We start from the raw sequence: 24,890 nt of genomic DNA, 5'->3' as shown, positions 1-24,890 counted from the left end.
ACTGTGGCCACCACCGTGAACGTTGACCTGCCCGCCGAGATCTTCGACGTGCAGACCAACATCCCCCTGATCCACCAGGTCGTCGTCGCCCAGCTCGCTGCGGCGCGCCAGGGCACCCACTCGACCAAGACCCGCGGCGAGGTCCGTGGTGGCGGTCGCAAGCCCCACCGCCAGAAGGGCACCGGCCGCGCCCGTGCGGGCTCGACCCGCGCGCCGCACTGGACCGGTGGTGGCGTCGTCCACGGACCGACGCCCCGCGACTACTCGCAGCGCACCCCCAAGAAGATGAAGGCGGCTGCCCTGCGCGGCGCGCTCTCGGACCGCGCTCGTCACGGCCGCATTCACGTCGTCTCGTCCCTCGTCACGGGCAACGCGCCGTCGACGAAGGACGCCGTCGCCCTGCTCGCGGGACTGACGGAGCGCAAGAACCTGCTCGTCGTCCTCGACCGCACCGACATCGTGTCGCTGAAGTCGGTGCGCAACCTGGAGAACCTCCACGTCATCGTCGCCGACCAGCTCAACACGTACGACGTGCTCTGCGCCGACGACGTCGTCTTCACGCAGGCCGCGTTCGACGCCTTCGTCGCCGGCCCTGCCGGCAACGTCAAGCCGATGGACGTCCTCGAGGTCGTCGAGGCCCCGGCCGCGACCGAGGCCGCCCCCGTCGCCACGAAGGCCGACGAGCCCGCCAAGGCCGACAAGGCGACGAAGGCTGAGAAGCCCGCGAAGGCTGAGAAGCCGGCCAAGGCTGCGAAGGCCACCAAGGCTGAGAAGCCGGCCAAGGATGTCAAGGAGGAGCAGAAGTGAGCTCATCAATCGTTCGCAAGAACCCGCGCGACATCCTGCTGGCGCCGGTTGTCTCCGAGAAGTCCTACGGACTGCTCGACCAGGGCAAGTACACCTTCCTGGTGGACCCGCGCTCGAACAAGACCGAGATCAAGATTGCCGTTGAGGAGATCTTCAACGTCAAGGTCGACTCGGTCCACACGCTGAACCGCAAGGGCAAGACCCGGCGCACCCGCTTCGGACTGGGCAAGCGCAAGGACACCAAGCGCGCGATCGTGACCCTCCGCGAGGGCACCATCGACATCTTCGGCAGCGCTGGCGCCTGAGAGACGACTGAGGAACTTAAGGAAACACGACATGGGTATCCGCAAGTACAAGCCGACGACGCCTGGCCGTCGCGGCTCTAGCGTCGCCGACTTCGTCGAAGTCACGCGCACCACGCCTGAGAAGTCGCTCGTGCGCCCGCTCACCAAGAGCGGTGGCCGCAACAACAACGGCCGCATCACGACGCGTCACATCGGTGGGGGCCACAAGCGCGCCTACCGACTCATCGACTTCCGTCGCCACGACAAGGACGGCATCCCGGCCAAGGTCGCTCACATCGAGTACGACCCCAACCGCACCGCCCGCATCGCTCTGCTGCACTTCGCAGATGGTGAGAAGCGCTACATCCTGGCCCCCAAGGGTCTGGAGCAGGGCGCCAACATCGAGAACGGTCCTGGCGCCGACATCAAGCCCGGCAACAGCCTCCCGCTGCGCAACATCCCGACCGGTACGGTCGTCCACGCCGTCGAGCTCCGCCCCGGTGGCGGTGCGAAGATCGCGCGTTCGGCCGGCGTCCGCGTGCAGCTCGTCGCCAAGGATGGTCCCTACGCCCAGCTGCGTATGCCGTCCGGCGAGATCCGCAACGTCGACGCGCGCTGCCGCGCGACGATCGGTGAGGTCGGGAACGCCGAGCAGTCCAACATCAACTGGGGCAAGGCCGGCCGCATGCGCTGGAAGGGCAAGCGCCCGACCGTCCGTGGTGTCGTCATGAACCCGGTCGACCACCCGCACGGTGGTGGCGAAGGCCGCACCTCCGGTGGTCGTCACCCGGTCAGCCCCTGGGGCAAGGCCGAAGGCCGCACCCGTCGCCCGGGCAAACCGAGCGACAAGATGATCGTCCGCCGACGCCGCACTGGCAAGAAGCGCTGACAAGGAGCCATTGACACATGCCTCGTAGCTTGAAGAAGGGCCCCTTCATCGACGACCACCTTCAGAAGAAGGTGGACGTCCAGAACGAAGCGGGCACCAAGAACGTCATCAAGACCTGGTCGCGCCGTTCGGTCATCAGCCCGGACATGCTCGGCCACACTCTCGCCGTCCACGACGGCCGCAAGCACGTCCCGGTGTTCGTCACCGAGTCGATGGTCGGCCACAAGCTCGGCGAGTTCGCACCCACGCGCACCTTCAAGGGTCACGTGAAGGACGACAAGAAGGGCCGGCGCCGCTGATGGCAACCACGACCAAGGACAACGCCACCGAGGCCACCTCCTCCGTGGTCCTCGAGGCTCGGGCCCAGGCCCGCTCCGTGCGGGTCACCCCGCAGAAGGCGCGTCGGGTCATCGACCTCATCCGCGGCAAGAACGCCAGCGAGGCCATCGCCACGCTGCGTTTCGCCCCGCAGAGCGCGTCCGAGCCGATCCTCAAGGTGCTCGAGAGCGCCATCGCCAACGCCCGGGTCAAGGCCGACAAGACTGCCGAGCGTTTCGACGAGCAGGAGCTCGTCATCACGTCCGCCTACGTGGACGAGGGCGCGACCATGAAGCGTTTCCGTCCGCGTGCGCAGGGCCGCGCCTCGCGCATCAACAAGCGCACGAGCCACATCACCGTGGTCGTCGCACCCAAGCAAGCAAAGAACTCGAAGGGAGGCCGCTGAACATGGGTCAGAAGGTCAACCCGCACGGCTTCCGTCTGGGTATCACGTCCGAGCACCGCAGCCGCTGGTTCGCTGACTCCACCAAGGAGGGCCAGCGCTACCGCGACTACGTCAAGGAAGACGTCGCCATCCGCAAGCTCATGTCCGAGGGCATGGAGCGCGCAGGCATCTCCAAGGTCGAGATCGAGCGCACCCGTGACCGTGTCCGCGTGGACATCCACACGGCACGTCCGGGCATCGTCATCGGTCGCCGTGGCGCCGAGGCAGACCGCATCCGCGGCGAGCTCGAGAAGCTCACGGGCAAGCAGGTGCAGCTGAACATCCTCGAGGTCAAGAACCCCGAGACCGATGCTCAGCTCGTCGCCCAGGGCGTCGCCGAGCAGCTGTCGGCTCGCGTCTCGTTCCGTCGTGCCATGCGTAAGAGCATGCAGTCGGCCACCCGCGCAGGTGCCAAGGGCATCCGCGTCCAGGTCTCCGGCCGTCTCGGCGGCGCTGAGATGTCCCGCACCGAGTTCTACCGCGAAGGTCGCGTGCCGCTGCACACCCTGCGCGCGCAGATCGACGTGGGCTTCTACGAGGCCAAGACGACCTTCGGCCGCATCGGTGTGAAGGTCTGGATCTACAAGGGCGACGTCACCGCACGTGAGCTCGCCGCGCAGCAGGCCAGCGCCCCGCGTCAGGGCCAGGGCCGCGGCCCGCGCCGTGACGGTCCCGACCGTCCGGCCCGCGCACGTCGCGACCGTGTCGAGACTGCTGCCGCCCCGACCGAGGCGCCTGCCGCCGAGGCCGCACCGGCAACGACCACCGAGGGAGCGTCCAGCTGATGTTGATTCCCCGTCGCGTCAAGCACCGCAAGCAGCACCACCCGGGTCGCTCGGGCGCTGCCAAGGGTGGGACGACCATCGCGTTCGGTGACTACGGCCTCCAGGCTCTCGAGCCGGCATACGTCACCAACCGCCAGATCGAGTCCGCTCGTATTGCGATGACCCGCTACATGAAGCGTGGTGGGAAGGTGTGGATCAACATCTACCCCGACCGCCCGCTGACCAAGAAGCCGGCTGAGACCCGCATGGGTTCCGGTAAGGGTTCGCCCGAGTGGTGGATCGCCAACGTCAAGCCCGGACGCATCATGTTCGAGATCTCCGGTGTGTCCGAAGAGGTCGCGCGCGAAGCCATGCGCCTGGCCATGCACAAGCTGCCGATGAAGTGCCGCTTCGTCCAGCGTGAAGGTGGTGACTTCTGATGGCTATCGGTTCCAAGGACCTGATCTCCAACGAGCTGCGTGGGTTCGACGACGATCGTCTCGTCGACGAGCTGCGCAAGGCCAAGGAAGAGCTGTTCAACCTGCGCTTCCAGTCCGCCACCGGGCAGCTCGACAACCACGGTCGGCTCCGCGCCGTCCGCAAGGACATCGCCCGGATCTACACCGAGATGCGTGAGCGCGAGCTCGGTATCGGTGCAGGCCCGACCGCGAGCGAGGACGCCAAGTGACTGAGAACGTGAAGGACGAGACCGTGACCGAGACACAGGCCCGCAACTACCGCAAGACCCGCCAGGGTTATGTGGTGAGCGACAAGATGGACAAGACTGTCGTCATCGAGGTCGAGGACCGCGTGAAGCACGCCCTGTACGGCAAGGTGCTGCGTCGCTCCAGCAAGGTCAAGGCCCACGACGAGGAGAACGCCGCCGGTATCGGTGACCGCGTCCTCATCATGGAGACCCGCCCTCTCTCGGCGACCAAGCGCTGGCGCGTGGTCGAGATCCTCGAGAAGGCCAAGTAACCCCAGCAGCCCCCCAGTTCGGCCAGGCTCTGCCGCCGCCGGCCAGTCCGAGGCAGCCAGAGAACCAGCACGACGTATAGGAGACAGATAAGTGATCCAGCAGGAGTCGCGAGTACGCGTCGCCGACAACACGGGTGCCAAGGAAATCTTGTGCATCCGGGTGCTCGGTGGCTCGGGTCGCCGGTATGCCGGTATCGGTGACACCATCGTCGCCACCGTGAAGGACGCCATCCCCGGTGGCAACGTCAAGAAGGGCGACGTCGTCAAGGCGGTCATCGTCCGGACCAAGAAGGAGCGCCGTCGTCCAGACGGTTCCTACATCAAGTTCGACGAGAACGCAGCAGTGCTGCTCAAGACCGACGGTGACCCTCGTGGAACCCGTATCTTCGGCCCGGTGGGCCGCGAGCTGCGTGAGAAGAAGTTCATGAAGATCATCTCGCTGGCCCCGGAGGTGCTCTGACCATGGCGAAGATCCGTATCAAGAAGGGCGACACCGTCCAGGTGCTCGCCGGCAAGGACAAGGGATCGACCGGCAAGGTCATCTCCGTCGACCGCGAGAAGAGCCGCGTCCTCGTCGAGGGTGTCAACCGTGTGACCCGCCACACCAAGGCCGGCCAGACTGCCCGAGGCAGCCAGACCGGAGGCCTCGTCGTCCAGGAGTCGCCGATCCACGTGAGCAACGTGGCCGTCGTCGACCCGGAGGACAAGAAGCCGACCCGTACCAAGACCCGCGTCGAGACCGTTGAGCGTGACGGCCGCCAGAAGGCGACCCGTACCCGCGTCAGCGTGCGCTCGGGCAAGGACCTGTGAGCCAGAACATGACTGACACCACCACCACCCAGGAGACCGCGGTCAAGCCGCGCCTGAAGCAGCGCTACGCGGACGAGATCCGGGACAGCCTGCTCGAGAAGTTCGGCTACGCCAACGTCATGCAGGTTCCCGGCGTCGTCAAGGTCGTCGTCAACATGGGCGTCGGCGACGCGGCCAAGGACAGCAAGCTCATCGACGGCGCGGTCCGCGACCTCACGGCGATCACCGGCCAGAAGCCGGTCGTCACCAAGGCTCGCAAGTCGATCGCCCAGTTCAAGCTGCGTGAGGGCATGCCGATCGGCACGCACACCACGCTGCGCGGCGACCGCATGTGGGAGTTCCTCGACCGCCTCATCTCGGTCGCGCTTCCCCGCATCCGTGACTTCCGTGGCATGAGCCCGAAGCAGTTCGACGGTCGCGGCAACTACACGTTCGGCCTCACGGAGCAGTCGATGTTCCACGAGATCGACCAGGACAAGATCGACCGCGTCCGGGGCATGGACATCACCATCGTCACCACCGCGACGAACGACGACGAGGGACGTGCGCTGCTCAAGGCGCTCGGCTTCCCGTTCAAGGAGAACTGAGATGGCCAAGACCGCCCTTGTCAACAAGGCGAACAAGAAGCCGAAGTTCAAGGTGCGCGGCTACACGCGCTGCCAGCGCTGCGGCCGTCCCCACGCCGTGTACCGCAAGTTCGGCCTGTGCCGAATCTGCTTCCGGGAGATGGCCCACCGCGGCGAGCTCCCCGGTATCACGAAGTCCTCTTGGTGACCACGGCTGACTCAGCCATCCCGGTCGAGGCGCAGCCACGACCACGCCGCACTCGCGGCATACCCCCAAACCATCTACATCGAAGGTCAGCCGGAGCATCAGCCCCGGATGAAACCACGGTGAGAGAGGGCGGAGAAGCCCAATGACAATGACTGACCCGATTGCGGACATGTTGACCCGCGTCCGGAACGCCAACTCGGCGCACAAGGACACGGTTGCCATGCCGTTCAGCAAGCTCAAGTCGCACATCGCGGAGATCCTCGAGGCCGAGGGTTACATCGCCGGCTGGACCGTCGAGGAGGCCGAGGTCGGACAGACCTTGACCGTCAACCTCAAGTACGGCCCCAACCGCGAGCGTTCCATCGCGGGTGTCCGTCGCGTGTCCAAGCCCGGACTGCGCGTCTACGCCAAGTCCACCAACCTGCCCAAGGTGCTCGGTGGTCTCGGTGTCGCCATCATCTCGACGTCGTCCGGTCTGCTCACAGACCGGCAGGCCGCTAGCAAGGGTGTGGGTGGGGAAGTCCTCGCCTACATCTGGTAAGGGGATCTGACATGTCGCGCATCGGACGTCTTCCGGTTGCCATCCCCTCCGGTGTCGAGATCAACGTCGAGGGCCAGACCGTCAAGGTCAAGGGTCCCAAGGGCGAGCTCGCGCACACGGTGTCCCAGCCGATCCAGGTTGAGAAGAACGATGGCGAGGTCCAGGTGTCTCGGCCGAACGACGAGCGCGAGTCGCGTTCGCTCCACGGCCTGACCCGTTCGCTCATCAACAACATGGTTCTCGGTGTGACCGAGGGCTATGTCAAGAAGCTCGAGATCCACGGCACCGGTTACCGCGTGCAGAACAAGGGCGGTTCGCTCGAGTTCGCACTCGGTTACTCCCACTCGATCACGGTCGAGCCGCCGCAGGGCATCACCTTCACCGTCGAGAACCCGACCCGGTTCCAGGTCGAGGGCATCGACAAGCAGCTCGTCGGTGAGGTTGCCGCCAACATTCGCAAGCTCCGCAAGCCTGACCCGTACAAGGGCAAGGGCGTGCGCTACGCCGGCGAGCACATCCGCCGCAAGGTCGGAAAGGCTGGTAAGTAGGCCATGGCAATGATCATCAAGCGTGCCAAGGGCAAGGTCGCCGCGCGCGGCCGTCGTCACGTCCGTCTCCGCAAGCACGTCGCGGGCACGGCAGTGCGTCCCCGTCTCGTCGTCTCGCGCAGCTCGCGTCACGTCTTCGTGCAGGTCGTCGACGACACCGCGGGCAAGACCGTCGCGTCGGCGTCGACGATGGAGGCCGATGTCCGGTCCCTCGAGGGCGACAAGACCGCCAAGGCCAGGTCAGTCGGCAAGCTCGTCGCCGAGCGGGCCAAGGCTGCTGGCATCGAGGCTGTCGTCTTTGACCGTGGTGGCAACAAGTACCACGGTCGCGTTGCGGCCATCGCCGACGGCGCCCGCGAGGGTGGGCTGTCGCTGTGACCCACATGCTTTCCCAGACCAGTGTTGAAATGAGGAACATCTGATGCCAGGACCCCAGCGTCGAGGCACCGGTCCCGCGTCGTCCACCACCGGTGGCGAGCGCAGCGACAACCGTGGCGGCGGAGACCGTCGCGGTGGCCGCGGCGACGACCGCCGTGGTGGCGGGCGTGATGCCGAGAAGAGCGCCTACGTCGAGCGTGTCGTGACCATCAACCGTGTGTCCAAGGTCGTCAAGGGTGGTCGTCGCTTCAGCTTCACCGCCCTCGTCGTCGTCGGTGACGGAGACGGCACCGTCGGTGTCGGCTACGGCAAGGCCAAGGAAGTTCCCGCCGCGATCGCCAAGGGTGTCGAGGAGGCCAAGAAGGAGTTCTTCAAGGTCCCGCGCATCCAGGGCACGATCCCGCACCCCGTCCAGGGTGAGGCCGCGGCCGGTGTCGTCATGCTCCGTCCCGCCAGCCCCGGTACCGGCGTCATCGCCGGTGGCCCGGTGCGTGCGGTTCTCGAGTGCGCCGGTATCCACGACGTGCTCTCCAAGAGCCTTGGTTCGTCCAACGCCATCAACATCGTCCACGCGACCGTCCAGGCTCTCAAGGAGCTCGAGCGTCCGGAGTCCGTGGCTGCGCGCCGCGGTCTCCCCGTGGACCAGGTTGCCCCCGCTGCGATGCTCCGCGCCCAGGCTGCGGGCATCGCCGAGGCCAAGGCAGGTGCGTGATGGCGCGTCTCAAGGTTGTCCAGACCCGTTCAGGGATCGGTGGCAAGCAGAACCAGCGTGACACGCTGCGCAGCCTCGGTCTCAAGCGCATTGGCGACGTCGTCGTCAAGGAGGACCGTCCCGAGATCCGCGGGATGGTCAAGACGGTGACGCACCTCGTTGCCGTCGAGGAGGTGGAGTGATCATGGCGAAGACATCCAAGTCCGAGACCAAGGTGGAGACCAACGGCGCTTCGGCGCTCAAGGTCCACCACCTGCGTCCCGCCCCGGGAGCCAAGACCGCCAAGACCCGCGTGGGTCGTGGTGAGGGCTCCAAGGGCAAGACTGCAGGTCGCGGTACCAAGGGTTCCAAGGCCCGCTACCAGGTTCCGGAGCGCTTCGAGGGTGGCTCGACCCCCCTCCACATGCGCCTGCCGAAGCTTCGCGGCTTCAAGAACCCGTTCAAGACCCACTACCAGGTCGTGAACCTCGACAAGCTCTCCGCTCTCTACCCTGACGGTGGCGACGTGAGCGTCGAGGACCTCGTGTCCAAGGGCGCCGTTCGCGATGGTCAGCTCGTCAAGGTGCTCGGCACCGGCGAGATCACCGTCGCCGTGAACGTCACCGCCAACGCGTTCTCCTCCTCCGCCAAGGAGAAGATCGTCGCTGCCGGTGGCACGGCCACGCTGGGTGACTCAGCCTGACCGTCCACGCAGTGCGTATGCCGCAGGGCGCGGTTCCCGGAGGCAATCCGGGAACTCGCCGTGCGGCATACGTCGTTTGACCCCCTGAGAAGACTGCGGTCGCCGACCGCGGATGACGCCGGGGTATCTTTGTTCGTCGATCACCACTGACGCGGCTACCGCCGCCCACCTGGAGGACCTGTGCTCACCGCCTTCGGCCGCGCGTTCAAGACGCCCGACCTGCGCAGGAAGATCCTGTTCACACTCGGGATCATCGCTCTGTACCGGCTCGGTGCCCAGATCCCGACGCCGGGGGTGAGCTACTCACTCATCCAGGCGTGCCAGGAGGGTGCGGGGGAGGCCAACGACCTGCTCGGCCTGGCGAACCTCTTCAGCGGCGGGGCGCTGCTCCAGCTGTCGATCTTCGCGCTCGGGATCATGCCCTACATCACGGCGAGCATCATCGTCCAGCTGCTCACGGTGGTGATCCCCAAGTTCGAGACCCTCAAGAAGGAGGGTCAGGCCGGTCAGGCCAAGATGACGCAGTACACGCGATATCTGACGATCGCGCTGGCGGTGCTGCAGTCGGCGACCTTCATCACCTTCGCGCAGAACCCCTCGCAGCTGTTCGCGAACCCCGCGTGCACCAACATCCTCACCGACGACTCCGTCGTGACGATCCTCATCATGGTGCTGACGATGACGGCCGGCACCGGTCTCGTCATGTGGCTCGGTGAGCTCGTCACCGACCACGGCGTCGGCAACGGCATGTCGATCCTCATCTTCACCTCCATCGCGGCGACGTTCCCGGGCGCGCTCTGGGCCATCCAGCAGCGGGAGGGACGCTGGGACATCTTCCTCGGCATCATCCTCATGGGCTTCGTCATCATCGCGCTCGTCGTCTTCGTCGAGCAGAGCCAGCGTCGAATCCCCGTGCAGTACGCCAAGCGGATGGTCGGGCGACGCGTCTACGGCGGCACCTCGACCTACATCCCGCTCAAGGTCAACATGGCCGGTGTCATCCCGGTCATCTTCGCCAGCTCGCTCCTCGCGTTGCCGACCCTGCTCGCCCAGTTCAACCGCAAGGCCGACGGCAGCTCGCCGGGGTGGGTCCAGTGGATCGACACCAACTACGCGGGCGGTGACACGTGGGTCTACGCCATCACCTACGTCGCACTCATCCTCTTCTTCACGTTCTTCTATGTGTCGATCACGTTCAACCCCACCGAGGTTGCCGACAACATGAAGAAGTACGGCGGCTTCATTCCGGGTATCCGCGCCGGGCGACCCACGGCGGAGTACCTCCAGTACGTCCTCACCCGTATCACCGTCCCGGGTGCGATCTATCTCGCGCTGGTCTCGATCATCCCGCTCATCGCACTCGTGCTCGTCGGCGCCAACCAGAACTTCCCGTTCGGTGGCACCTCGATCCTGATCATCGTCGGGGTCGGTCTCGAGACCGTCAAGCAGATCGAGTCCCAGCTGCAGCAGCGCCACTACGAAGGGTTCCTCCGCTAAATGCGACTCATCATTCTCGGACCGCCGGGGGCCGGCAAGGGCACGCAGGCCGCTCGCATCGCCGAGCACTTCGGGATCCCAGCGATCTCGACCGGTGACATCTTCCGCGCCAACATCAAGAACGGCACGGAGCTCGGCAAGCAGGTCCAGGAGATCACCGCCTCCGGTGGATACGTCTCCGACGACATCACCAACGCGATCGTGGAGGACCGGCTGAGCGAGGACGACGCCCGTGACGGCTTCCTCCTCGACGGCTACCCGCGGACGACCGGTCAGGTGACGGCCCTGGACTGGATGCTCGGCAAGCACGACCACGGTCTCGACAAGGTGCTGGCGCTCACGGTCGACGAGGACGCCGTTGTCGAGCGTCTGCTCAAGCGGGCCGAGGTCGAGGGGCGTCCCGACGACACCGAGGGCGTCATCCGCGACCGTCAGGCGATCTACCGCCGAGAGACCGCGCCACTGGTCGAGGTCTACGCCGACCGCGGTCTGCTCGTCGAGGTCGACGGCCTGGGCGAGGTCGACGAGGTCGCCGAACGCATCATCACCGCGCTCTCCTGACCGTCCCCGCACGGGCAGGTGCACGAACCGGCTCGCGAGCCGGATGTGGGCTCACCAGCCGGATCGATCCGGTTCGCGAGCGACATCCCGGCTCGCGAGCCGGTCTGCCTCGTCGGTCCTAGAGGACGAGGTGCTGGCGGCCGTCGAGGAGCTCGCGAACCGCATCCAGCTGTCCGGCGTGCGTCGCCGTCTCGACGATGACGTGCTGGACCACGCTGCGCACGTCGGGGAAGCGGTCATCGGGCCAGTCCGGCTCGCGACCGGCAGGGCTGGCGTCGAGAGCATGACGGGCCAGGATGCGGTCTGCCGCGTCGATCGCAGCGCGATAGTCCGCGACGACCTCGACAGCGGGCTCGTCGGGAGAGACCTGCCAGTCGCCGTCGTCGCCCTCGGGCCACCAGTCGAGGGGCCCGCCGGCCACGACCACCTCGAACCAGTAGCGCTCGTCCGACAGGGTGAGGTGACGCACGAGTCCCAGAGCAGCCCATCCCGACGGAAGGACCGGCCGCCGGAGCGCCTCCTCGTCGAGGCCATCGAGCTGGTCGAGGACGTGCTGGCGGGCGCCGGTGAGGGCTCGATGAAGATTCTCGCGTTCGGTGACCACCCGACGAGCCTAGGTCTGTTGCGCCGGGCCTGTGGCGGTCGCGACGAACGGGACCCGCGATCGGGGAATGGGCGCACGGCATACCCGGTTGGTTGAAATGTGAATCAACTGCGCATCATCGTCTCCAGCACCCGTCCGTCCCGCATCGGCCACAAGGTCACCCAGTGGGTGAGTGAGCAGGCCGCCCCGGAGCAGTGGGAGGTCAAGATCCTCGACCTCGCCGAGATCGGGCTCCCCTTCCTCGACGAGGAGGACGCCCCGATGAAGGGCAACTACCGCCACCCCCACACGCAGGCGTGGGCGAGCGAGATCTTCGAGTCCGACGCCGTCGTCGTCGTGACCCCGCAGTACAACCGCAGCTTCCCGGCGCCGATCAAGAACGCCATCGACTACCTCTTCGCCGAGTGGGACTCCAAGCCGATCGCGATCGTCGGCTACGGCTGGTCGGGCGCCAGCGACGCGGCTGCCGACCTCACCAAGGTCCTCACGCACGTCAAGGCCGAGGTCGTGGGTCAGGTCGGGCTGAGCTTCCCGGAGCAGCTGAGCACCGATGGGGTCGTCGCCGAGGGCGACCCGGTCGCGGCCGAGCTGCGTGAGCTGCTGGACGCCCTCCATGGCAAGGTCCTCGACCTCGACGAGGTCCCGGCCCAGTCCTGACCGATCTTGGCGCCTCTCGCTCCGTCCCGGGATTCGGGGGAGCGGGAGGCGTCGCTGTAGGTTGCCCTGCATGGGACTGTTCGGACGTGAGCGCATCGAGGCCAAGACTCACGAGCAGGTGCTGCTCATGCGCGCAGCCGGGCTCCTCGTCGGGCAGACCCTCCGGCTGGTCAGCGAGGCGGTCCGTCCGGGCCTGACGACCAAGGAGCTCGACGCTCTGGCCGAGACCCACATCCGCGACGGTGGTGGCGTCCCGAGCTTCCTGGGCTACCACGGCTTCACGGGCACCCTCTGCACGTCGGTCAACGACGAGGTCGTGCACGGCATCCCGGGATCGCGGACCCTGATCGAGGGCGACCTGCTGTCGATCGACTGCGGCGCCATCGTGCAGGGGTGGCACGGCGACGCCGCCATCTCGGTCATCGTCGGAGGGCGAGAGGCCGCTCGCCCCGAGGACCTCGAGCTCATCGACGACACCGAGGCCTCGATGTGGGCGGGCATCGCCGCCCTGGCCGTCGGCAAGAGCCTGTATGCCGTGGGTGAGGCCGTCGAGGACAGCATCACCGCCTCGGGGCAACGGCGAGGCCGCGAGTACGGCATCGTCGAGGACTACGTCGGTCACGGCATCGGCACGTCGATGCACATGGACCCCCAGGTGCCGAACTATCGCGTGAGCGGCAAGGGGCCGCTGGTCGTCGACGCGACGACCGTCGCGATCGAGCCCATGGTGACCCTCGGCGACGAGGCCAACCGGGTTCTCGAGGACGACTGGACCGTCGTCACCAACGACGGCTCGAGAGCGGCCCACTGGGAGAACACCGTGGCCGCGACAGCGCGCGGCCTCTGGGTGCTCACCGAGGTCGACGGTGGCGAGGCGCGACTCCGCGAGCTCGGCGCCACCTACGCGCCCCTGACCTGACCGAGCGGGACCGCCACGAGGAATGCCCGACGCTCCGCGGCGTTGTATGCAGGTGTGAAACGCATCGGATTCTTGTCGTTCGGACACTGGAACCCCCACCCGCAGTCGGCAGTCCGCTCGGCCTCCGACGTGCTGCTGCAGTCGATCGAGCTGGCGGTCGCCGCCGAGGAGGTCGGGGCCGACGGCGCCTACTTCAGAGTGCACCACTTCGCCCAGCAGCTCGCGTCGCCCTTCCCCCTGCTCGCCGCAGCCGGGGCTCGGGCGAGCCGGATCGAGCTGGGCACGGGCGTCATCGACATGCGCTACGAGAACCCGGCCTACATGGTCGAGGACGCGGGAGCGGCCGACCTCATCGCGCAGGGCCGACTTCAGCTGGGCATCAGCCGAGGATCGCCCGAGCAGGTCATCGAGGGCTACCGCCACTTCGGGCACGACCCGCGTGAAGGTGAGTCCGACGCCGACATGGCAAGACGGCATACGGCGCAGTTCCTCGCCCTGCTGGAGGGTGAGGGCTTCGCGGAGCCCAACCCCCGTCCGATGTTCCCCAACCCGCCCGGCCTGCTGCGCGTCGAACCGCACTCCGAAGGGCTACGGGACCGCATCTGGTGGGGCGCCGGTTCGCGGGCGACCGCCGTGTGGACGGCGCAGCAGGGGATGAACCTCATGAGCTCGACCCTGCTCACCGAGGACACCGGAGTTCCCTTCCACCAGCTGCAGGCCGAGCAGATCCACCTGTTCCACGAGGCGTGGCGCGAGGCCGGCCACGAGCGCACCCCGCGGACATCGGTGAGCCGCAGCATCTTCCCGCTGGTGACGGCGCAGGACCACGCCTACTTCGGCGCGGACCGCCGCAGCACCGACCAGGTCGGGATGATCGACGGCGGCCTCGCCCGGTTCGGGAAGTCGTATGCCGCGGAGCCGGACGAGCTGGTGCGACAGCTGGCCGAGGACGAGGCGATCGCTGCCGCTGACACCGTGCTGCTGACGATCCCCAACACCCTCGGAGTGGACTACAACGCCCACATCCTCGAGAGCATCCTCACCCACGTCGCCCCCGGGCTGGGCTGGCGCGACTGACGAAGTCTCACCGCGTCAGCACGCCCAGCCCCGTCTCGGGGTCCCAGGGCACGGACTCGTGGTCGTGCGTGATCAGCCAGCCACCGTCCTGACGCCTGCATCCCAAGGTGGCGCGAACCCACATGTCCACGTCCGCGCCACCGTCGAGGGTGCCGGTGACGTGATACAGGAAGCCCGCGAAACCCACGTCACCAGCTGCGGTCACGGTGAGGTCGTGCAGGTCGTAGCCGATGTCGGACGCGTAGCCGTCGAACCATCCGCGCGCGGACTCGAGCACCGCTTCTCGTCCCACGATCCGGTGCGGTGGAAGCACGTTGAAGGACTCGACATCCTCGGCCAGGACGGCCGCCAGGGCGTCGAGATCCTTGGCCTTCACGGCGGTGACCCGGGACTCCAGAAGTTCGCGTATGCCGTCGCCGGCCGACTCGTCCGAGGCCAGGTCGAACTCGTCGACCGTGAAGCTGCGGATGAGGTCTCCGACCTCACCCTCCGGGCCGCTGCCCCGGAAGCGGTCGAGTGCCTCGCGGTCGGTCCATCTCTCAGTGATGTTGACGCGATCCCGCTCGACCGAGTCGGCGCTCACGGCGAAGTCGAGGCACCCCGCGCTTGCACGGGCGGCCACGACCGCGTCGCGGGACAGCTCCACCACGCGGTCACGGTCGTCCGCGGCGACACTCAGATGTCCGGTCACGATGATCACGAGTTGTCCTCTCGACGTCGTAGACGACAGCGACGGCGCCGCTGTCGAACGCGCGGTGCTCTCGTAGCTCGAGCCGGCTCGTGAACCCGCCGGGCAACCATCGCAACCCGCCGCCGGCCACGTGCGGCATGACGTATGCCGTGATCTCATCGACGAGTCCGGCCTGCAGGGCGTGGGCTGCGAGCGTGGGACCGCCGATGCTCACGTCGGTCGGACTCTCGCCGACCAAGGTCGCGAGTCGAGGGAGGTCCAGGTGGGCCCAGAGCTCGGTGCGGGGCTCGGACGGTGGGTCCATGGTCGTCGACACGATGACCTTGTCGGTCTGCTTCCAGATCGCCACGAACTCGTCGTGCTCGGGCGCCGTGAGGTCCACGGCCGGCGGGTTCTCCCAGTAGCGCATGGTCTCCCACATCCCTCGGCCGAAGACGTAGGTCCGGATGCCGCCCTCACGCTCGTTGACGTAGGCATGGAGCTCGTCGTCGGGGGCGGCCCAGTCGAACGAGCCCGCGGCGTCGCGGGCGTAGCCGTCGAGGGAGACCAGCATCCCGTAGCGGAGGCGTCCCATCAGTGCTGCTTCCGTTGCCAGAACTGATGGACGACCCCGGGCCGAGCAGAGTTCGCGGTGTGGATGTCGAATTCAGACTCGACGCCCTCGAGGCCCTGCCAGAGGGACTCGCCGCGGCCCAGCACGATCGGCGCGATGACCAGGTGCAGGTCGTCGATGAGCCCGGCCCTGAGGAACTCCCGGACGATGGTGGGGCCACCACCGATCCGGACGTCGAGGGCGCCAGCTGCCTCGCGAGCCATCGCCAGGACCTCTTCTGGTGTCCCATCGGTGAAGTGGAAGGTCGTCCCGCCCTCCATCTCGATCGGCTCGTGCGCGTAGTGGGTCATGACGAAGACCGGGGTGTGGAAGGGGGGGTTCTCGCCCCACCAGCCTCGCCATGAGTCGTCGGTCCACGGGCCTGGATAGGGCCAGAACTTGCGCCTACCCATGATCTCGGCGCCAACCGAGCCGTCCCAGCTCACGGCGGCCAGGGCTCCGTCGATGCCGGACTGGGCGCGGGTCTCGCCACCCGCCTCGGGTGGGAACATCCATTCGTGGAGCCGCTGACCGGCGTGCCCGAACGGTTCGTCCAGGGTCTGCACGTCCCCCGTGGCGAAGCCGTCGAGGGAGATGCTGAATCCCGTGACGCGAACGACCGACATCGTCTTCTCTCCTTGGTCCGGGAATCCGGGCGAGTGATTGCGAAGTGCAACCACAGATCACCGTAGAGTGGAGTGGTTGCGATTGGCAAGCACTCTGCCGACCCCCGTTCGACGAGGAGAAACATGCGCGGTGAGCCACGCTCTGGCTGCCCGATCAACGCCGCCGTGGAGGCGCTCGGTGACCCTTGGAGCCTCATCGTCCTGCGCGACATGATGTTCGGCGACCGCCGCTACTTCCGGGAGCTGCTGAACGGCTCCGACGAAGGGATCGCGAGCAATGTCCTCTCGTCCCGGCTCAAGTCCCTCGTTGCTGCGGGCCTGTTGACCCGTGACGGTGCGACGCGTGGCCAGCGGGCCCGCTACAGCCTGACCGAGGACGGCATCCAGACGCTGCCGGTGCTCGTGGCCCTCGGCAGCTGGGGTCGGGCACACCGCGACACCACCCCGGAGCTCACCATCCGACAGCAGGTGATGGAGGAGGGCGGAGCGGCCATGGTCGCCGAGCTCATGGACGAGCTGCGAGCCCTCCACCTCGGCACACCTCTGGCACCGAGCGACGGCCCACGGGCGAGCGAACGGCTGCAGGCGGCATACGAAGCCGTCGCCGCGGGCAGGCAACGCTGACAGGGCTCTCACGCGTCGGTGGCGTGCCCGAGTCCTCGGGCCGGTGGGCCTCTGGTCGGTCAGGCCGGCGCACTCGAGGTGCTGCTGCCACCAAAGACGTGGGTGGCGTTGAAGAGCAGGACTCTGTACTCGCGGCGCGCGGACACCGTGTAGGTGTAGGAGTAGCGCCCATACGGATCGGATGCGACGTTCTTGAGGCCGAGCCATGGGGTCGTGCCCGGCACGCGGTACTGGATGAGGCCCACCGCGCCACCCCACGTGCCGAAGGCCGCGGTGGACGTCCAGAACCGGGTGGCCCTGGTCGAGACGGTCACCTTCCCTCCGGATCGAGTCGCCGTGATCCCGGCACGTGACGTGACGCGCACATCGACCGCCGGCGTGTTCATCTCGTCGGCCGTCAGCTCGCGCGTCGAGTCCCGCTGGTCGACGTAGCCCGAGACGGGCCGCCAGGTCCACCGACCCGGCGAGGTGTGGTCGAAGATGTACGGAGGTGGGTCGAGGTCGCGCTGGGTCGGGTTCGACAACGAGTGGTACCAGACCGGCTCCGGTCCAACTCGTCCGCTCGGAGCGTGGGCCTTCCACTTCATCGACAAGTTCTCAGGGTGCGATTCGGCCGGGGGCCAGCAGTCGGTCTCGACCTCGGCAGCCGGATACGTGTAGCGGCTGGAGATGCCGACGCGGGGAGGAAGCACGAGGTCGGCGTAGGTGCAGGGAGCCTCCGGATCGGCCTGCGCACCGGCCGGGCCCGCGCTCACGGCCAGGACCGAGAGGCTCGCGGCGGCGCCGGCCACGAGTCTGCGCAGGGTCGAGGAGGTGAGCTCCTTCGACGAGACCATCTCGTGATCGTACGCCCGGGGGTGGCCGAGTCAATGCTCTCCTCCCGCGTGCGGCACGGCGTGACGTGTGCCCAAACTCTCGTCGGCGCACGCCTCCGCCGCCGGTAGGGTGACGAGAGGTTCGCAGACCTCGCGTCAGGTGCGGACCGACCCGATCGGCTGAGGAGCGGTGGATGACGGTGGCCCCGAAGCGGCCCGCGGCGATGGCGCTGGCGGCACACTTCCCGGAGCGGACCCAGGAGCAGTGGCGCGAGCTCGTGGGCGCCGTCGTCAACAAGGGGCGACCCGAGGACGAGCACCTGAGCGGTGAGGCCGCGGTCGCGTCGATGCACTCACACCTTGAGGGCGGGCTCGACATCCAGCCGCTCTACACGAAGCCATCCGCTGCGACTCCGCTAGGCCTGCCCGGTGCGATGCCGTTCACCCGCGGGCGGGCGCTGCGCGACGCGGACGTCCCGTGGGACGTCCGACAGCTCCACGACGACCCCGATGCCCCGACGACGCGCAAGCTGGTGCTCGCCGACCTCGAGAACGGCGTCACCTCCGTCTGGCTCCACGTCGGTGCCGACGGACTGGCACCCGCTCACGTCGCCGAGGCACTCGCCGATGTCCGGCTCGACCTCGCGCCGGTCGTCGTCTCCTCGTGGGACGACCAGATCGCTGCAGCGGATGCCCTGTATGCCGTCCTGTCCGGTTCCCCTGCCGCCTCCGGCAACCTCGGGCACGACCCGATCGGTGCGGCCGCACGAACGGGCCGACCGGTCGACCTCGAGCCGCTGGCGGAGGCCGTCCGCCGCCTCGTCGACCACGGTGAGGTCCGTGCGATCACCGTCGACGCGCGCGTCCACACGGACGCCGGCGCGACCGTCACCGACGAGATCGGGTTCGCGCTCGCGACGGGCGTGGGCTACCTCCGTCACCTCGAGGCCGAGGGCGTCGACGTCGTCGAGGCCTTCCGCCACATCGACTTCCGGGTGAGCGCGAGCGCCGACCAGTTCCTCACCGCGGCCGCCCTGCGCGCCCTGCGTCGGACATGGGCACGCATCGGCGAGAGCGTCGGCGTTCCTGAGCAGCTGCGGGGTGCCCGCACGCACGCGGTGACCTCGCGGCGCATGTTCACGCGCGATGACGCCTGGACCAACATCCTGCGCAGCACGCTCGCGACCTTCGGGGCCAGCATCGGCGGTGCCGACGCCATCACCGTGCTGCCGTTCGACACCGTGTCCGGACTGCCGACACCGTTCTCCCGACGCGTTGCTCGCAACACGCAGATCCTCCTGGCGGAGGAGTCCAACGTCGCCCGCGTCACCGACCCGGCGGGTGGCTCCTGGTATGTCGAGACCCTCACCGATGACGTCGCGAAGGCTGCATGGTCCGCCTTCCAGGATGTCGAGGCCGAGGGTGGGATGGCCGACGCGCTGGCCAACGGCACTGTGGCACAGCGCATCTCGACGGCCCGAGCTGAGCGGGTCAGCAGCCTGGCGACCCGCAGCACGCCCATCACCGGGGTGAGCACCTTCCCGCTGGCGGGCGAGACCCCAATGGCACGGGTGCCGCGCGCCGAGTTGGCCGTGCAGGCCAACGCCCTTGTGCCACAGCGGGACTCGGCGATCTTTGAAGCGCTTCGGGACCGCTCGGCGGCATACGCAACGGAGCACGGACACGCACCCCGCGTCGCCGTGCCGACCCTCGACGTCCCTCGCGCCGCCGACCGGCGCGTCGACGCCGTCAACCTCCTCACGGTGGCCGGCATCGAGGCCGTCGAGGCCGAGGGCGAGTCCGCAGCCGTCCTGTCAGGCAGCGACACGGGCTACGAGGGTGTCACCGCCGGCATGGACGTGGTCGCCTTCCTCTCCGCCCTCCTCGACGAGATCGGAGCGCCAGCATGAGCACCCCACGAAGTTCTTCCCCCGCTTCGCTCCTGCAGATACTTCGCGAGGACCCCGCATGAGCACCCCACGAAGTTCTTCCCCCGCTTCGCTCCTCCAGATACTTCGCGAGGACCCCGCATGAGCACCCCACGAAGTTCTTCCCCCGCTTCGCTCCTCCAGATACTTCGCGAGGACCCCGCATGAGCACCCCACGAAGTTCTTCCCCCGCTTCGCTCCTCCAGATACTTCGCGAGGTCCCCGCATGAGCGTCATCCCCGACTTCACCCGCGTGGACCTCGGCGACGGCCGCCCCGGTGGCTCGGCCGACGGCACCCCGGCGCCCGACCTGGGTGTGGAGGCTTGGGTCACCCCGGAGCAGATCGAGGTGCCGCCGCTCTACACCGACGCCGACCTCGAGGGCCTCGACTTCCTCGAGACGATCCCCGGTGCGCCGCCCTACCTGCGTGGCCCCTACCCGACGATGTACGTCAACCAGCCGTGGACGATCCGCCAGTACGCCGGGTTCTCGACCGCGGAGGAGTCCAACGCCTTCTACCGCCGCAACCTGGCCGGTGGGCAGAAGGGCCTGAGCGTGGCGTTCGACCTCGCGACCCACCGCGGCTACGACAGCGACCATCCTCGCGTCGAGGGTGACGTCGGCATGGCCGGTGTCGCCATCGACTCGATCTATGACATGCGCACCCTCTTCGAGGGCATCCCGCTCGACCAGATGTCGGTGTCGATGACGATGAACGGCGCGGTGATCCCCGTGCTCGCGCTCTTCGTCGTCGCAGCGGAGGAGCAGGGCGTCGCACCGGAACAGCTCTCCGGGACCATCCAGAACGACATCCTCAAGGAGTTCATGGTCCGCAACACCTACATCTATCCGCCGGAGCCCTCCATGCGGATCATCAGCGACATCTTCGCCTTCACCTCCGAGAGGATGCCGCGCTACAACTCCATCTCCATCTCGGGCTACCACATGCAGGAGGCCGGAGCGACACAGGACCTCGAGCTCGCCTACACGCTCGCCGACGGCATCGAGTACCTCCGCGCAGGCAAGGCGGTCGGGCTCGACGTCGACCGGTTCGCCCCTCGGCTGTCCTTCTTCTGGGCCATCGGGATGAACTTCTTCATGGAGGTCGCCAAGATGCGCGCGGCCCGCCTGCTCTGGGCGCGGCTGGTCGAGGAGCAGGGCGCCAAGAGCGCCAAGTCGCTCAGCCTGCGAACCCACTGCCAGACCAGCGGCTGGTCGCTCACCGCCCAGGACGTCTACAACAACGTCGTCCGCACCTGCATCGAGGCGATGGCGGCGACGCAGGGCCACACGCAGAGCCTGCACACGAATGCCCTCGACGAGGCCATCGCCCTGCCCACCGACTTCAGCGCGCGGATCGCCCGCAACACCCAGCTCGTCCTCCAGCAGGAGTCGGGCACGACGCGCACCATCGACCCGTGGGGCGGCTCGGCCTACGTCGAGAGGCTCACCCACGACATCGCCGAGCGTGCGTGGTCGCACATCCAGGAGGTCGAGGCCGCCGGCGGCATGGCCAAGGCGATCGAGGCCGGCATCCCCAAGATGCGCATCGAGGAGGCGGCCGCCCGCACCCAGGCGCGCATCGACTCCGGCCAGCAGCCGGTCATCGGCGTCAACCGCTATGTGCCGGACGGCGACGAGCCCTTCGAGGTGCTCAAGGTCGACAACGCGGCGGTGCGGGCCAGCCAGATCGCCAAGCTTGAGCGACTGCGGGCGGAGCGAGACGACGAGGTGTGCCGTGTCGCCCTGGAGCGCCTGACCGCGGCGGCTCGCGATGGTTCCGACGGCACGCTGGACACCAACCTGCTGGCGCTGGCGATCGACGCGGCCCGTGCCAAGGCCACCGTGGGAGAGATGTCGGCCGCGATGGAGGAGGCGTTCGGCCGCTACACCGCACAGATCCGTACGATCGGTGGCGTGTACTCCGACGAGGCCGGCGCCGACGCCAACGTGCGCAGGGCTCAGGGACTCGTCGAGCAGTTCGAGGAGGCGGAGGGTCGCCGCCCGCGCATCCTCGTCGCCAAGATGGGCCAGGACGGCCACGACCGCGGGCAGAAGGTCATCGCGACGGCCTTCGCCGACCTCGGCTTCGACGTCGACGTCGGCCCCCTCTTCCAGACGCCGACCGAGGTGGCGCGCCAGGCGGTCGAGTCCGACGTGCACGTCGTGGGTGTGTCCTCGCTCGCGGCCGGCCACCTCACACTCGTGCCCGCCTTGCGCAGGGAGCTCGATGCGCTGGGTCGTGAGGACCTCATGATCGTCGTGGGCGGTGTCATCCCCACCCAGGACTTCGACGACCTCCGGGCCGCCGGCGCCGACGCGATCTACCTACCCGGGACGGTCATCGCGACTGCGGCGATGAGCCTCATCGGTGACCTGCGTGCTCGTCTGGACGCAGCTTCCCGGGCCGGCGAGTGACCGACGAGCTGTTCGACGGGATCCGCGCCGGCTCGCGGACCGACGTCGCCCGAGCGATCACGCTCGTCGAGTCCACGCGACCCGACCACCGCGAGCGGGCACGCGCTCTGCTCACCGAGCTCGCGGTATACACGGGTTCGGCTGTGCGCGTGGGGGTCTCGGGCGTTCCGGGGTCTGGCAAGTCGACCTTCATCAACGCCATGGGCCAACGCCTCATCGAGGCGGGCCACCAGGTGGCTGTCGTCGCCGTCGACCCCAGCTCGCGGCGGACCGGTGGCTCGATCCTGGGCGACCGCACACGGATGGGTGAGCTCAGTGCCAGCGACCGCGCCTTCGTCCGGCCGAGTCCCAGCGGACGGCACCTCGGGGGAGTGGCGCGGGCGACCCGCGAGTCGATGCTCGTCCTCGAGGCAGCAGGTTTCGACGTCGTCATCGTCGAGACCGTGGGGGTGGGCCAGAACGAGATCGCCGTGTCCGAGATGGTCGACACGTTCCTGCTGCTGACTCTGGCCCGGGCCGGCGACCAGCTGCAGGGGATCAAGCGCGGCATCCTCGAGCTCGCCGACGTCATCGCGGTCAACAAGGCTGACGGTGACGGTGAGCTGCCGGCCAAGGGTGCAGCCAAGGACCTCACCTCGGCGATGCGACTCATGCTCCCGGGCGCCGACGTGCGTCGTCCGGCGGTGCTGACCTGCTCGGCCCTCACCGGTGCCGGGCTCGACGAGGTCTGGGCCGCAGTGCTCGAGCACCGCGCCCACCTCGAGTCCGAGGGGTCCCTCGAGGCTCGGCGTGCCCAGCAGCAGCAGGACTGGATGTGGGCGCTCGTCGACGCGCACCTCACCGATGCCGTGCGCGCCGCCCCCGAGGTCAGGGAGCAGCGCGCGCGGATCGAGGCCGCCGTCAGGTCGGGGGAGCTCAGCGCCGTCGACGCAGCGAGCAAGATCCTCGCCGCCTTCGGGCGCTGACCGCCCGCGGACGGAGCTCAGGCCCGTGCGGGGGTGCGCCACCCGGCCGGCGCCACGCCCCGACGGCGGGCCAACCACAGCAGGACGGCCGACACGAGCGCCGTGGCGACGACGTTCATCGCTGCCGACACGGGTGACCCCTCGCTGGCTCCGTCGACGAACGACTCCTCGAGCCCACCGAGGAGGATGCCGGTCACCATGATGAGCAGGTTGTTGACCACGTGCAGCACGATGACGGCCTCGAGGCCGCCGGTGCGCCACGCCAACCAGCAGCCCGCGAGCGCCAGGGAGCCGAGCTCGATGATGATCCACGGGTCCGCGGACCCGTGCGCGGCCGCGAAGAACGCCGTCGACAGGACGGCAGTGATGATCAGGGCCACCACGGGGGAGCGGAACCACGCTCCGACTCCCTGGACGAGCCCGCCCCGGAAGGCGAGCTCCTCACCGGCCGCCTGCAGGGGAGTGGTGAGCAGCGTGACGACGATGAGCGCCGCCCAGTGGTCGGGCCGGTCGAGCACCTCCTGCTCGAACACCACCCAGCTCACGGCGAGGTAGGCCGCCCACAACGGGGTGACCACGAGGGTGCACCAGCCCAGCCACCCCCACCGCAGACGCCCGGCCACTGACAGAACCCGCCACGGACTCCGCCGGAAGCCCGCCCAGACCCCGACCAGAGTCGCCGGGATGAGGCTGGCAAGCAGGAGGTTGGTGACCAGGGCTGCCCACGGGTTCAACGGGTCGACGAGGGACTCCTCGCTGTCCATGAGGCCGCCGAGCCCGCTGGGCACGAGCAGGGCGATGACACAGGCCACCGCCACGGCGACCGCGACGGCCAGGGCGACGAGCGGCCGCCACCAGCGGTGACGCGGGCCACGCATCTGGTGGACGTAGGTCCGCGGCTCGCGCTCGGCCGCCTCGAGCTCGGCGGCTCTGGTGCGCTCCACCTCGCCCCGAATCCGGTATGCCGCCCGCTGCCGTGCGAGCTCGACGAACCACCGGGGTGGCTCGGTGGGGGAGACGACGACCGCGGTGCCCTGCTGGTGGGCCACCCACGCGGCTCGGCGGACTGGTTCGGACTCGGCGTCCTGCGGCCAGGCCATCAGCCAGAGGGCATCGAAGCCGTCGAGGCGCCCGTCCCCCAGCTCCCAGGGGGCGAACGGCGACCACTCCAGGTCTGCGGCGGCGCCGACGGAGAGAGCTCGTGCCTGGGAGAGCGAGCGCTGGTGAGGCTCCTGGCCGGGATCCCCCACGACGGCGATGCGCACGTTCATGCCGTCAAGTCTCGCTGTCGGGCGCGGCCGAGCACGCATCGGGCCCGTGCCGGGTTCCGCGGGCCGGCAGACCCGAGCGACCGACGGAGCCCACGCACGTCGACGGGCCTGCGGCACGGCATACATCGATTTCGTGCTCAGCGCGGGCTCCCGTAGGATGGAGCGTCGGTCTCGTGTGCGTTCACGCATGCCTGGAACTAGCACGAGCCGCGTCTCCATGGTTTCACTGGTGGCCTCGTGCCGCACCCAGGGTGGGACCAGCAACGGATTGAGAGGGTATGGCCAAGAAGGACGGCGTCATCGAGATCGAGGGCACCATCGTTGAAGCGCTCCCCAACGCGATGTTCCGCGTGGAGCTCACCAACGGTCACAAGGTGCTCGCCCACATCTCGGGCAAGATGCGCCAGCACTACATCCGGATCCTCCCCGAGGACCGCGTGGTGGTGGAGCTCAGCCCCTACGACCTGACCCGAGGCCGCATCGTCTTCCGCTACCGCTGACCGGTCTGATCCGTGAGGCAGTAGTTCTGCAGCATCCCAGCAAGAACCCGTGCGGCTTCCGCCGTGTCGGGAGGATCGACAAGACAGCAGAGGCAATGAAGGTTCAGCCGAGCGTCAAGAAGATCTGTGACAAGTGCAAGGTGATCCGCCGCAACGGTCGGGTCATGGTCATCTGCGAGAACCCGCGCCACAAGCAGCGCCAGGGTTAGTCACA

General features: G+C 68.1%; 36 protein-coding genes. 30 read left to right on the top strand and 6 right to left on the bottom strand.

From position 1 onward, the window contains the following. The first annotated feature begins 3 nt into the window (after positions 1-3). From rplD to ACFQW8_RS03670, 21 genes are all read left to right on the top strand, one after another. On the top strand, positions 4-807 hold the full coding sequence (gene rplD, locus ACFQW8_RS03770) for a 50S ribosomal protein L4, sunset domain variant (protein ID WP_449274529.1): 804 nt from the start codon (positions 4-6) through the stop codon (positions 805-807). Beyond that, positions 804-1,112 carry a 50S ribosomal protein L23 gene (gene rplW / locus ACFQW8_RS03765; protein ID WP_380085631.1) on the top strand — a complete coding sequence of 103 codons (309 nt, stop codon included), beginning with the start codon at positions 804-806 and terminating at the stop codon, positions 1,110-1,112. The genes rplD and rplW overlap by 4 nt, the downstream gene beginning before the upstream one ends. 31 nt (positions 1,113-1,143) lie before the next feature. Further along, on the top strand, positions 1,144-1,980 hold the full coding sequence (gene rplB / locus ACFQW8_RS03760) for a 50S ribosomal protein L2 (RefSeq protein ID WP_380085630.1): 837 nt from the start codon (positions 1,144-1,146) through the stop codon (positions 1,978-1,980). Between the two features lie 17 nt (positions 1,981-1,997). After that, positions 1,998-2,279, top strand: a complete 282-nt coding sequence (gene rpsS / locus ACFQW8_RS03755) for a 30S ribosomal protein S19 (protein WP_009775961.1) — start codon at positions 1,998-2,000, stop codon at positions 2,277-2,279. Beyond that, positions 2,279-2,704: a 50S ribosomal protein L22 gene (rplV, locus tag ACFQW8_RS03750; RefSeq protein ID WP_380085629.1), complete on the top strand. Its 426-nt coding sequence runs from the start codon at positions 2,279-2,281 to the stop codon at positions 2,702-2,704. The genes rpsS and rplV overlap by 1 nt, the downstream gene beginning before the upstream one ends. A gap of 2 nt (positions 2,705-2,706) precedes the next feature. After that, the gene (rpsC, locus tag ACFQW8_RS03745) at positions 2,707-3,528 is read left to right on the top strand and encodes a 30S ribosomal protein S3 (protein WP_380085628.1); all 822 of its coding nucleotides are present in this window, start codon (positions 2,707-2,709) and stop codon (positions 3,526-3,528) included. Then, positions 3,528-3,947 carry a 50S ribosomal protein L16 gene (gene rplP / locus ACFQW8_RS03740; protein WP_009775958.1) on the top strand — a complete coding sequence of 140 codons (420 nt, stop codon included), beginning with the start codon at positions 3,528-3,530 and terminating at the stop codon, positions 3,945-3,947. The genes rpsC and rplP overlap by 1 nt, the downstream gene beginning before the upstream one ends. Then, the gene (gene rpmC / locus ACFQW8_RS03735; RefSeq protein WP_380085627.1) at positions 3,947-4,195 is read left to right on the top strand and encodes a 50S ribosomal protein L29; all 249 of its coding nucleotides are present in this window, start codon (positions 3,947-3,949) and stop codon (positions 4,193-4,195) included. The genes rplP and rpmC overlap by 1 nt, the downstream gene beginning before the upstream one ends. Further along, entirely contained in the window at positions 4,192-4,485 is a 294-nt protein-coding gene (gene rpsQ / locus ACFQW8_RS03730; protein ID WP_380085626.1) for a 30S ribosomal protein S17, read from the top strand. The genes rpmC and rpsQ overlap by 4 nt, the downstream gene beginning before the upstream one ends. Before the next feature lie 91 nt (positions 4,486-4,576). Then, complete coding sequence (rplN, locus tag ACFQW8_RS03725; protein WP_056140755.1) at positions 4,577-4,945, top strand: 50S ribosomal protein L14; 369 nt, start codon at positions 4,577-4,579, stop codon at positions 4,943-4,945. Positions 4,946-4,947: 2 nt separating this feature from the next. Continuing rightward, positions 4,948-5,295, top strand: coding sequence for a 50S ribosomal protein L24 (rplX, locus tag ACFQW8_RS03720; RefSeq protein WP_380085625.1), 348 nt, complete (start codon positions 4,948-4,950; stop codon positions 5,293-5,295). 8 nt (positions 5,296-5,303) lie between these two features. Next, positions 5,304-5,882, top strand: a complete 579-nt coding sequence (gene rplE, locus ACFQW8_RS03715; RefSeq protein WP_380085624.1) for a 50S ribosomal protein L5 — start codon at positions 5,304-5,306, stop codon at positions 5,880-5,882. Between the two features lies 1 nt (position 5,883). After that, entirely contained in the window at positions 5,884-6,069 is a 186-nt protein-coding gene (locus tag ACFQW8_RS03710; protein WP_009775952.1) for a type Z 30S ribosomal protein S14, read from the top strand. A gap of 142 nt (positions 6,070-6,211) precedes the next feature. Next, positions 6,212-6,610, top strand: coding sequence for a 30S ribosomal protein S8 (gene rpsH, locus ACFQW8_RS03705; protein WP_009775951.1), 399 nt, complete (start codon positions 6,212-6,214; stop codon positions 6,608-6,610). A gap of 11 nt (positions 6,611-6,621) precedes the next feature. Then, positions 6,622-7,158: a 50S ribosomal protein L6 gene (rplF, locus tag ACFQW8_RS03700; RefSeq protein WP_380085623.1), complete on the top strand. Its 537-nt coding sequence runs from the start codon at positions 6,622-6,624 to the stop codon at positions 7,156-7,158. Positions 7,159-7,161: 3 nt separating this feature from the next. Further along, positions 7,162-7,536, top strand: a complete 375-nt coding sequence (gene rplR / locus ACFQW8_RS03695) for a 50S ribosomal protein L18 (protein ID WP_380085622.1) — start codon at positions 7,162-7,164, stop codon at positions 7,534-7,536. Positions 7,537-7,579: 43 nt separating this feature from the next. Beyond that, positions 7,580-8,248, top strand: coding sequence for a 30S ribosomal protein S5 (rpsE, locus tag ACFQW8_RS03690; protein ID WP_380085621.1), 669 nt, complete (start codon positions 7,580-7,582; stop codon positions 8,246-8,248). After that, on the top strand, positions 8,248-8,430 hold the full coding sequence (gene rpmD, locus ACFQW8_RS03685; RefSeq protein ID WP_009775947.1) for a 50S ribosomal protein L30: 183 nt from the start codon (positions 8,248-8,250) through the stop codon (positions 8,428-8,430). Before rpsE ends, rpmD begins: the two co-directional genes overlap by 1 nt. 2 nt (positions 8,431-8,432) lie before the next feature. Next, positions 8,433-8,930 carry a 50S ribosomal protein L15 gene (gene rplO, locus ACFQW8_RS03680; RefSeq protein ID WP_380085620.1) on the top strand — a complete coding sequence of 166 codons (498 nt, stop codon included), beginning with the start codon at positions 8,433-8,435 and terminating at the stop codon, positions 8,928-8,930. 180 nt (positions 8,931-9,110) lie between these two features. Then, the gene (secY, locus tag ACFQW8_RS03675) at positions 9,111-10,427 is read left to right on the top strand and encodes a preprotein translocase subunit SecY (protein ID WP_380085619.1); all 1,317 of its coding nucleotides are present in this window, start codon (positions 9,111-9,113) and stop codon (positions 10,425-10,427) included. Then, a complete protein-coding gene (locus ACFQW8_RS03670) occupies positions 10,428-10,988 on the top strand; it encodes an adenylate kinase (protein ID WP_380085618.1) in 561 nt (186 codons plus the stop codon). A 118-nt stretch (positions 10,989-11,106) separates the two neighbouring features. On the opposite strand, the gene ACFQW8_RS03665 is transcribed toward ACFQW8_RS03670, so the two are convergent. Next, complete coding sequence (locus tag ACFQW8_RS03665; protein ID WP_380085617.1) at positions 11,107-11,592, bottom strand: DinB family protein; 486 nt, start codon at positions 11,590-11,592, stop codon at positions 11,107-11,109. A 99-nt stretch (positions 11,593-11,691) separates the two neighbouring features. Here ACFQW8_RS03665 and ACFQW8_RS03660 point away from each other — a divergent pair, with 99 nt between their 5' ends. From ACFQW8_RS03660 to ACFQW8_RS03650, 3 genes are all read left to right on the top strand, one after another. Beyond that, positions 11,692-12,249 carry an NADPH-dependent FMN reductase gene (locus tag ACFQW8_RS03660; protein WP_380085616.1) on the top strand — a complete coding sequence of 186 codons (558 nt, stop codon included), beginning with the start codon at positions 11,692-11,694 and terminating at the stop codon, positions 12,247-12,249. A gap of 70 nt (positions 12,250-12,319) precedes the next feature. Continuing rightward, positions 12,320-13,168 (top strand): type I methionyl aminopeptidase, encoded by an 849-nt coding sequence (gene map, locus ACFQW8_RS03655; protein ID WP_380085615.1) that lies wholly within the window; start codon positions 12,320-12,322, stop codon positions 13,166-13,168. A gap of 54 nt (positions 13,169-13,222) precedes the next feature. Continuing rightward, positions 13,223-14,245, top strand: coding sequence for an LLM class flavin-dependent oxidoreductase (locus ACFQW8_RS03650; protein WP_380085614.1), 1,023 nt, complete (start codon positions 13,223-13,225; stop codon positions 14,243-14,245). Positions 14,246-14,252: 7 nt separating this feature from the next. Here the strand turns inward: ACFQW8_RS03650 and ACFQW8_RS03645 are convergent, their stop codons facing one another. Genes ACFQW8_RS03645 through ACFQW8_RS03635 form a run of 3 tightly spaced genes read right to left on the bottom strand, consistent with a single transcriptional unit; the run spans position 14,253 to position 16,154 of the window. Continuing rightward, positions 14,253-14,945 (bottom strand): SgcJ/EcaC family oxidoreductase, encoded by a 693-nt coding sequence (locus ACFQW8_RS03645; RefSeq protein WP_380085613.1) that lies wholly within the window; start codon positions 14,943-14,945, stop codon positions 14,253-14,255. Next, positions 14,899-15,510, bottom strand: coding sequence for a dihydrofolate reductase family protein (locus ACFQW8_RS03640; protein ID WP_380085612.1), 612 nt, complete (start codon positions 15,508-15,510; stop codon positions 14,899-14,901). Before ACFQW8_RS03640 ends, ACFQW8_RS03645 begins: the two co-directional genes overlap by 47 nt. Beyond that, complete coding sequence (locus tag ACFQW8_RS03635) at positions 15,510-16,154, bottom strand: dihydrofolate reductase family protein (protein WP_380085611.1); 645 nt, start codon at positions 16,152-16,154, stop codon at positions 15,510-15,512. The genes ACFQW8_RS03640 and ACFQW8_RS03635 overlap by 1 nt, the downstream gene beginning before the upstream one ends. A gap of 123 nt (positions 16,155-16,277) precedes the next feature. Here ACFQW8_RS03635 and ACFQW8_RS03630 point away from each other — a divergent pair, with 123 nt between their 5' ends. Further along, positions 16,278-16,778 (top strand): winged helix-turn-helix transcriptional regulator, encoded by a 501-nt coding sequence (locus ACFQW8_RS03630; protein WP_380085610.1) that lies wholly within the window; start codon positions 16,278-16,280, stop codon positions 16,776-16,778. A gap of 59 nt (positions 16,779-16,837) precedes the next feature. Here ACFQW8_RS03630 and ACFQW8_RS03625 read toward each other — a convergent pair whose 3' ends face one another. Then, positions 16,838-17,614: a hypothetical protein gene (locus ACFQW8_RS03625; protein WP_380085609.1), complete on the bottom strand. Its 777-nt coding sequence runs from the start codon at positions 17,612-17,614 to the stop codon at positions 16,838-16,840. Between the two features lie 173 nt (positions 17,615-17,787). Here ACFQW8_RS03625 and ACFQW8_RS03620 point away from each other — a divergent pair, with 173 nt between their 5' ends. The 3 genes from ACFQW8_RS03620 to meaB all read left to right on the top strand — a co-directional run bounded on the left by ACFQW8_RS03620 (position 17,788) and on the right by meaB (position 22,905). After that, complete coding sequence (locus ACFQW8_RS03620) at positions 17,788-19,503, top strand: methylmalonyl-CoA mutase subunit beta (RefSeq protein WP_380085608.1); 1,716 nt, start codon at positions 17,788-17,790, stop codon at positions 19,501-19,503. A 244-nt stretch (positions 19,504-19,747) separates the two neighbouring features. Continuing rightward, the gene (gene scpA / locus ACFQW8_RS03615; protein ID WP_380085607.1) at positions 19,748-21,940 is read left to right on the top strand and encodes a methylmalonyl-CoA mutase; all 2,193 of its coding nucleotides are present in this window, start codon (positions 19,748-19,750) and stop codon (positions 21,938-21,940) included. After that, a complete protein-coding gene (gene meaB, locus ACFQW8_RS03610; protein ID WP_380085606.1) occupies positions 21,937-22,905 on the top strand; it encodes a methylmalonyl Co-A mutase-associated GTPase MeaB in 969 nt (322 codons plus the stop codon). Before scpA ends, meaB begins: the two co-directional genes overlap by 4 nt. 17 nt (positions 22,906-22,922) lie before the next feature. Here meaB and ACFQW8_RS03605 read toward each other — a convergent pair whose 3' ends face one another. Further along, a complete protein-coding gene (locus ACFQW8_RS03605; RefSeq protein ID WP_380085605.1) occupies positions 22,923-24,176 on the bottom strand; it encodes a CPBP family intramembrane glutamic endopeptidase in 1,254 nt (417 codons plus the stop codon). Between the two features lie 278 nt (positions 24,177-24,454). Between ACFQW8_RS03605 and infA the strand changes: the two genes are divergently transcribed. Further along, positions 24,455-24,676, top strand: a complete 222-nt coding sequence (infA, locus tag ACFQW8_RS03600) for a translation initiation factor IF-1 (protein ID WP_006946284.1) — start codon at positions 24,455-24,457, stop codon at positions 24,674-24,676. 95 nt (positions 24,677-24,771) lie between these two features. Further along, complete coding sequence (gene rpmJ, locus ACFQW8_RS03595; protein WP_009775928.1) at positions 24,772-24,885, top strand: 50S ribosomal protein L36; 114 nt, start codon at positions 24,772-24,774, stop codon at positions 24,883-24,885. Positions 24,886-24,890: the final 5 nt, after the last annotated feature.

The sequence above is a fragment of the Knoellia altitudinis genome (genome assembly GCF_042666355.1).
Lineage (GTDB): Bacteria > Actinomycetota > Actinomycetes > Actinomycetales > Dermatophilaceae > Knoellia > Knoellia altitudinis.
Note: the sequence above shows the minus strand (reverse complement) of the source record. Positions and strands in the feature narration are given on the sequence as shown.

Excerpts from the sequence above, each read along its gene's own strand:
- rplB (WP_380085630.1), top strand. The coding sequence starts at position 1,144 with ATGGGTATCCGCAAGTACAAGCCGACGACGCCTGGCCGTCGCGGCTCT.
- rpsS (WP_009775961.1), top strand. The coding sequence starts at position 1,998 with ATGCCTCGTAGCTTGAAGAAGGGCCCCTTCATCGACGACCACCTTCAG.
- rplV (WP_380085629.1), top strand. The coding sequence starts at position 2,279 with ATGGCAACCACGACCAAGGACAACGCCACCGAGGCCACCTCCTCCGTG.
- rpsC (WP_380085628.1), top strand. The coding sequence starts at position 2,707 with ATGGGTCAGAAGGTCAACCCGCACGGCTTCCGTCTGGGTATCACGTCC.
- rplP (WP_009775958.1), top strand. The coding sequence starts at position 3,528 with ATGTTGATTCCCCGTCGCGTCAAGCACCGCAAGCAGCACCACCCGGGT.
- rpmC (WP_380085627.1), top strand. The coding sequence starts at position 3,947 with ATGGCTATCGGTTCCAAGGACCTGATCTCCAACGAGCTGCGTGGGTTC.
- rplX (WP_380085625.1), top strand. The coding sequence starts at position 4,948 with ATGGCGAAGATCCGTATCAAGAAGGGCGACACCGTCCAGGTGCTCGCC.
- rplE (WP_380085624.1), top strand. The coding sequence starts at position 5,304 with ATGACTGACACCACCACCACCCAGGAGACCGCGGTCAAGCCGCGCCTG.
- ACFQW8_RS03710 (WP_009775952.1), top strand. The coding sequence starts at position 5,884 with ATGGCCAAGACCGCCCTTGTCAACAAGGCGAACAAGAAGCCGAAGTTC.
- rpsH (WP_009775951.1), top strand. The coding sequence starts at position 6,212 with ATGACAATGACTGACCCGATTGCGGACATGTTGACCCGCGTCCGGAAC.
- rplF (WP_380085623.1), top strand. The coding sequence starts at position 6,622 with ATGTCGCGCATCGGACGTCTTCCGGTTGCCATCCCCTCCGGTGTCGAG.
- rplR (WP_380085622.1), top strand. The coding sequence starts at position 7,162 with ATGGCAATGATCATCAAGCGTGCCAAGGGCAAGGTCGCCGCGCGCGGC.
- rpsE (WP_380085621.1), top strand. The coding sequence starts at position 7,580 with ATGCCAGGACCCCAGCGTCGAGGCACCGGTCCCGCGTCGTCCACCACC.
- rpmD (WP_009775947.1), top strand. The coding sequence starts at position 8,248 with ATGGCGCGTCTCAAGGTTGTCCAGACCCGTTCAGGGATCGGTGGCAAG.
- rplO (WP_380085620.1), top strand. The coding sequence starts at position 8,433 with ATGGCGAAGACATCCAAGTCCGAGACCAAGGTGGAGACCAACGGCGCT.
- ACFQW8_RS03670 (WP_380085618.1), top strand. The coding sequence starts at position 10,428 with ATGCGACTCATCATTCTCGGACCGCCGGGGGCCGGCAAGGGCACGCAG.
- map (WP_380085615.1), top strand. The coding sequence starts at position 12,320 with ATGGGACTGTTCGGACGTGAGCGCATCGAGGCCAAGACTCACGAGCAG.
- ACFQW8_RS03640 (WP_380085612.1), bottom strand. The coding sequence starts at position 15,510 with ATGGGACGCCTCCGCTACGGGATGCTGGTCTCCCTCGACGGCTACGCC.
- ACFQW8_RS03635 (WP_380085611.1), bottom strand. The coding sequence starts at position 16,154 with ATGTCGGTCGTTCGCGTCACGGGATTCAGCATCTCCCTCGACGGCTTC.
- ACFQW8_RS03630 (WP_380085610.1), top strand. The coding sequence starts at position 16,278 with ATGCGCGGTGAGCCACGCTCTGGCTGCCCGATCAACGCCGCCGTGGAG.
- ACFQW8_RS03625 (WP_380085609.1), bottom strand. The coding sequence starts at position 17,614 with ATGGTCTCGTCGAAGGAGCTCACCTCCTCGACCCTGCGCAGACTCGTG.
- ACFQW8_RS03620 (WP_380085608.1), top strand. The coding sequence starts at position 17,788 with ATGACGGTGGCCCCGAAGCGGCCCGCGGCGATGGCGCTGGCGGCACAC.
- scpA (WP_380085607.1), top strand. The coding sequence starts at position 19,748 with ATGAGCGTCATCCCCGACTTCACCCGCGTGGACCTCGGCGACGGCCGC.
- ACFQW8_RS03605 (WP_380085605.1), bottom strand. The coding sequence starts at position 24,176 with ATGAACGTGCGCATCGCCGTCGTGGGGGATCCCGGCCAGGAGCCTCAC.
- infA (WP_006946284.1), top strand. The coding sequence starts at position 24,455 with ATGGCCAAGAAGGACGGCGTCATCGAGATCGAGGGCACCATCGTTGAA.
- rpmJ (WP_009775928.1), top strand. The coding sequence starts at position 24,772 with ATGAAGGTTCAGCCGAGCGTCAAGAAGATCTGTGACAAGTGCAAGGTG.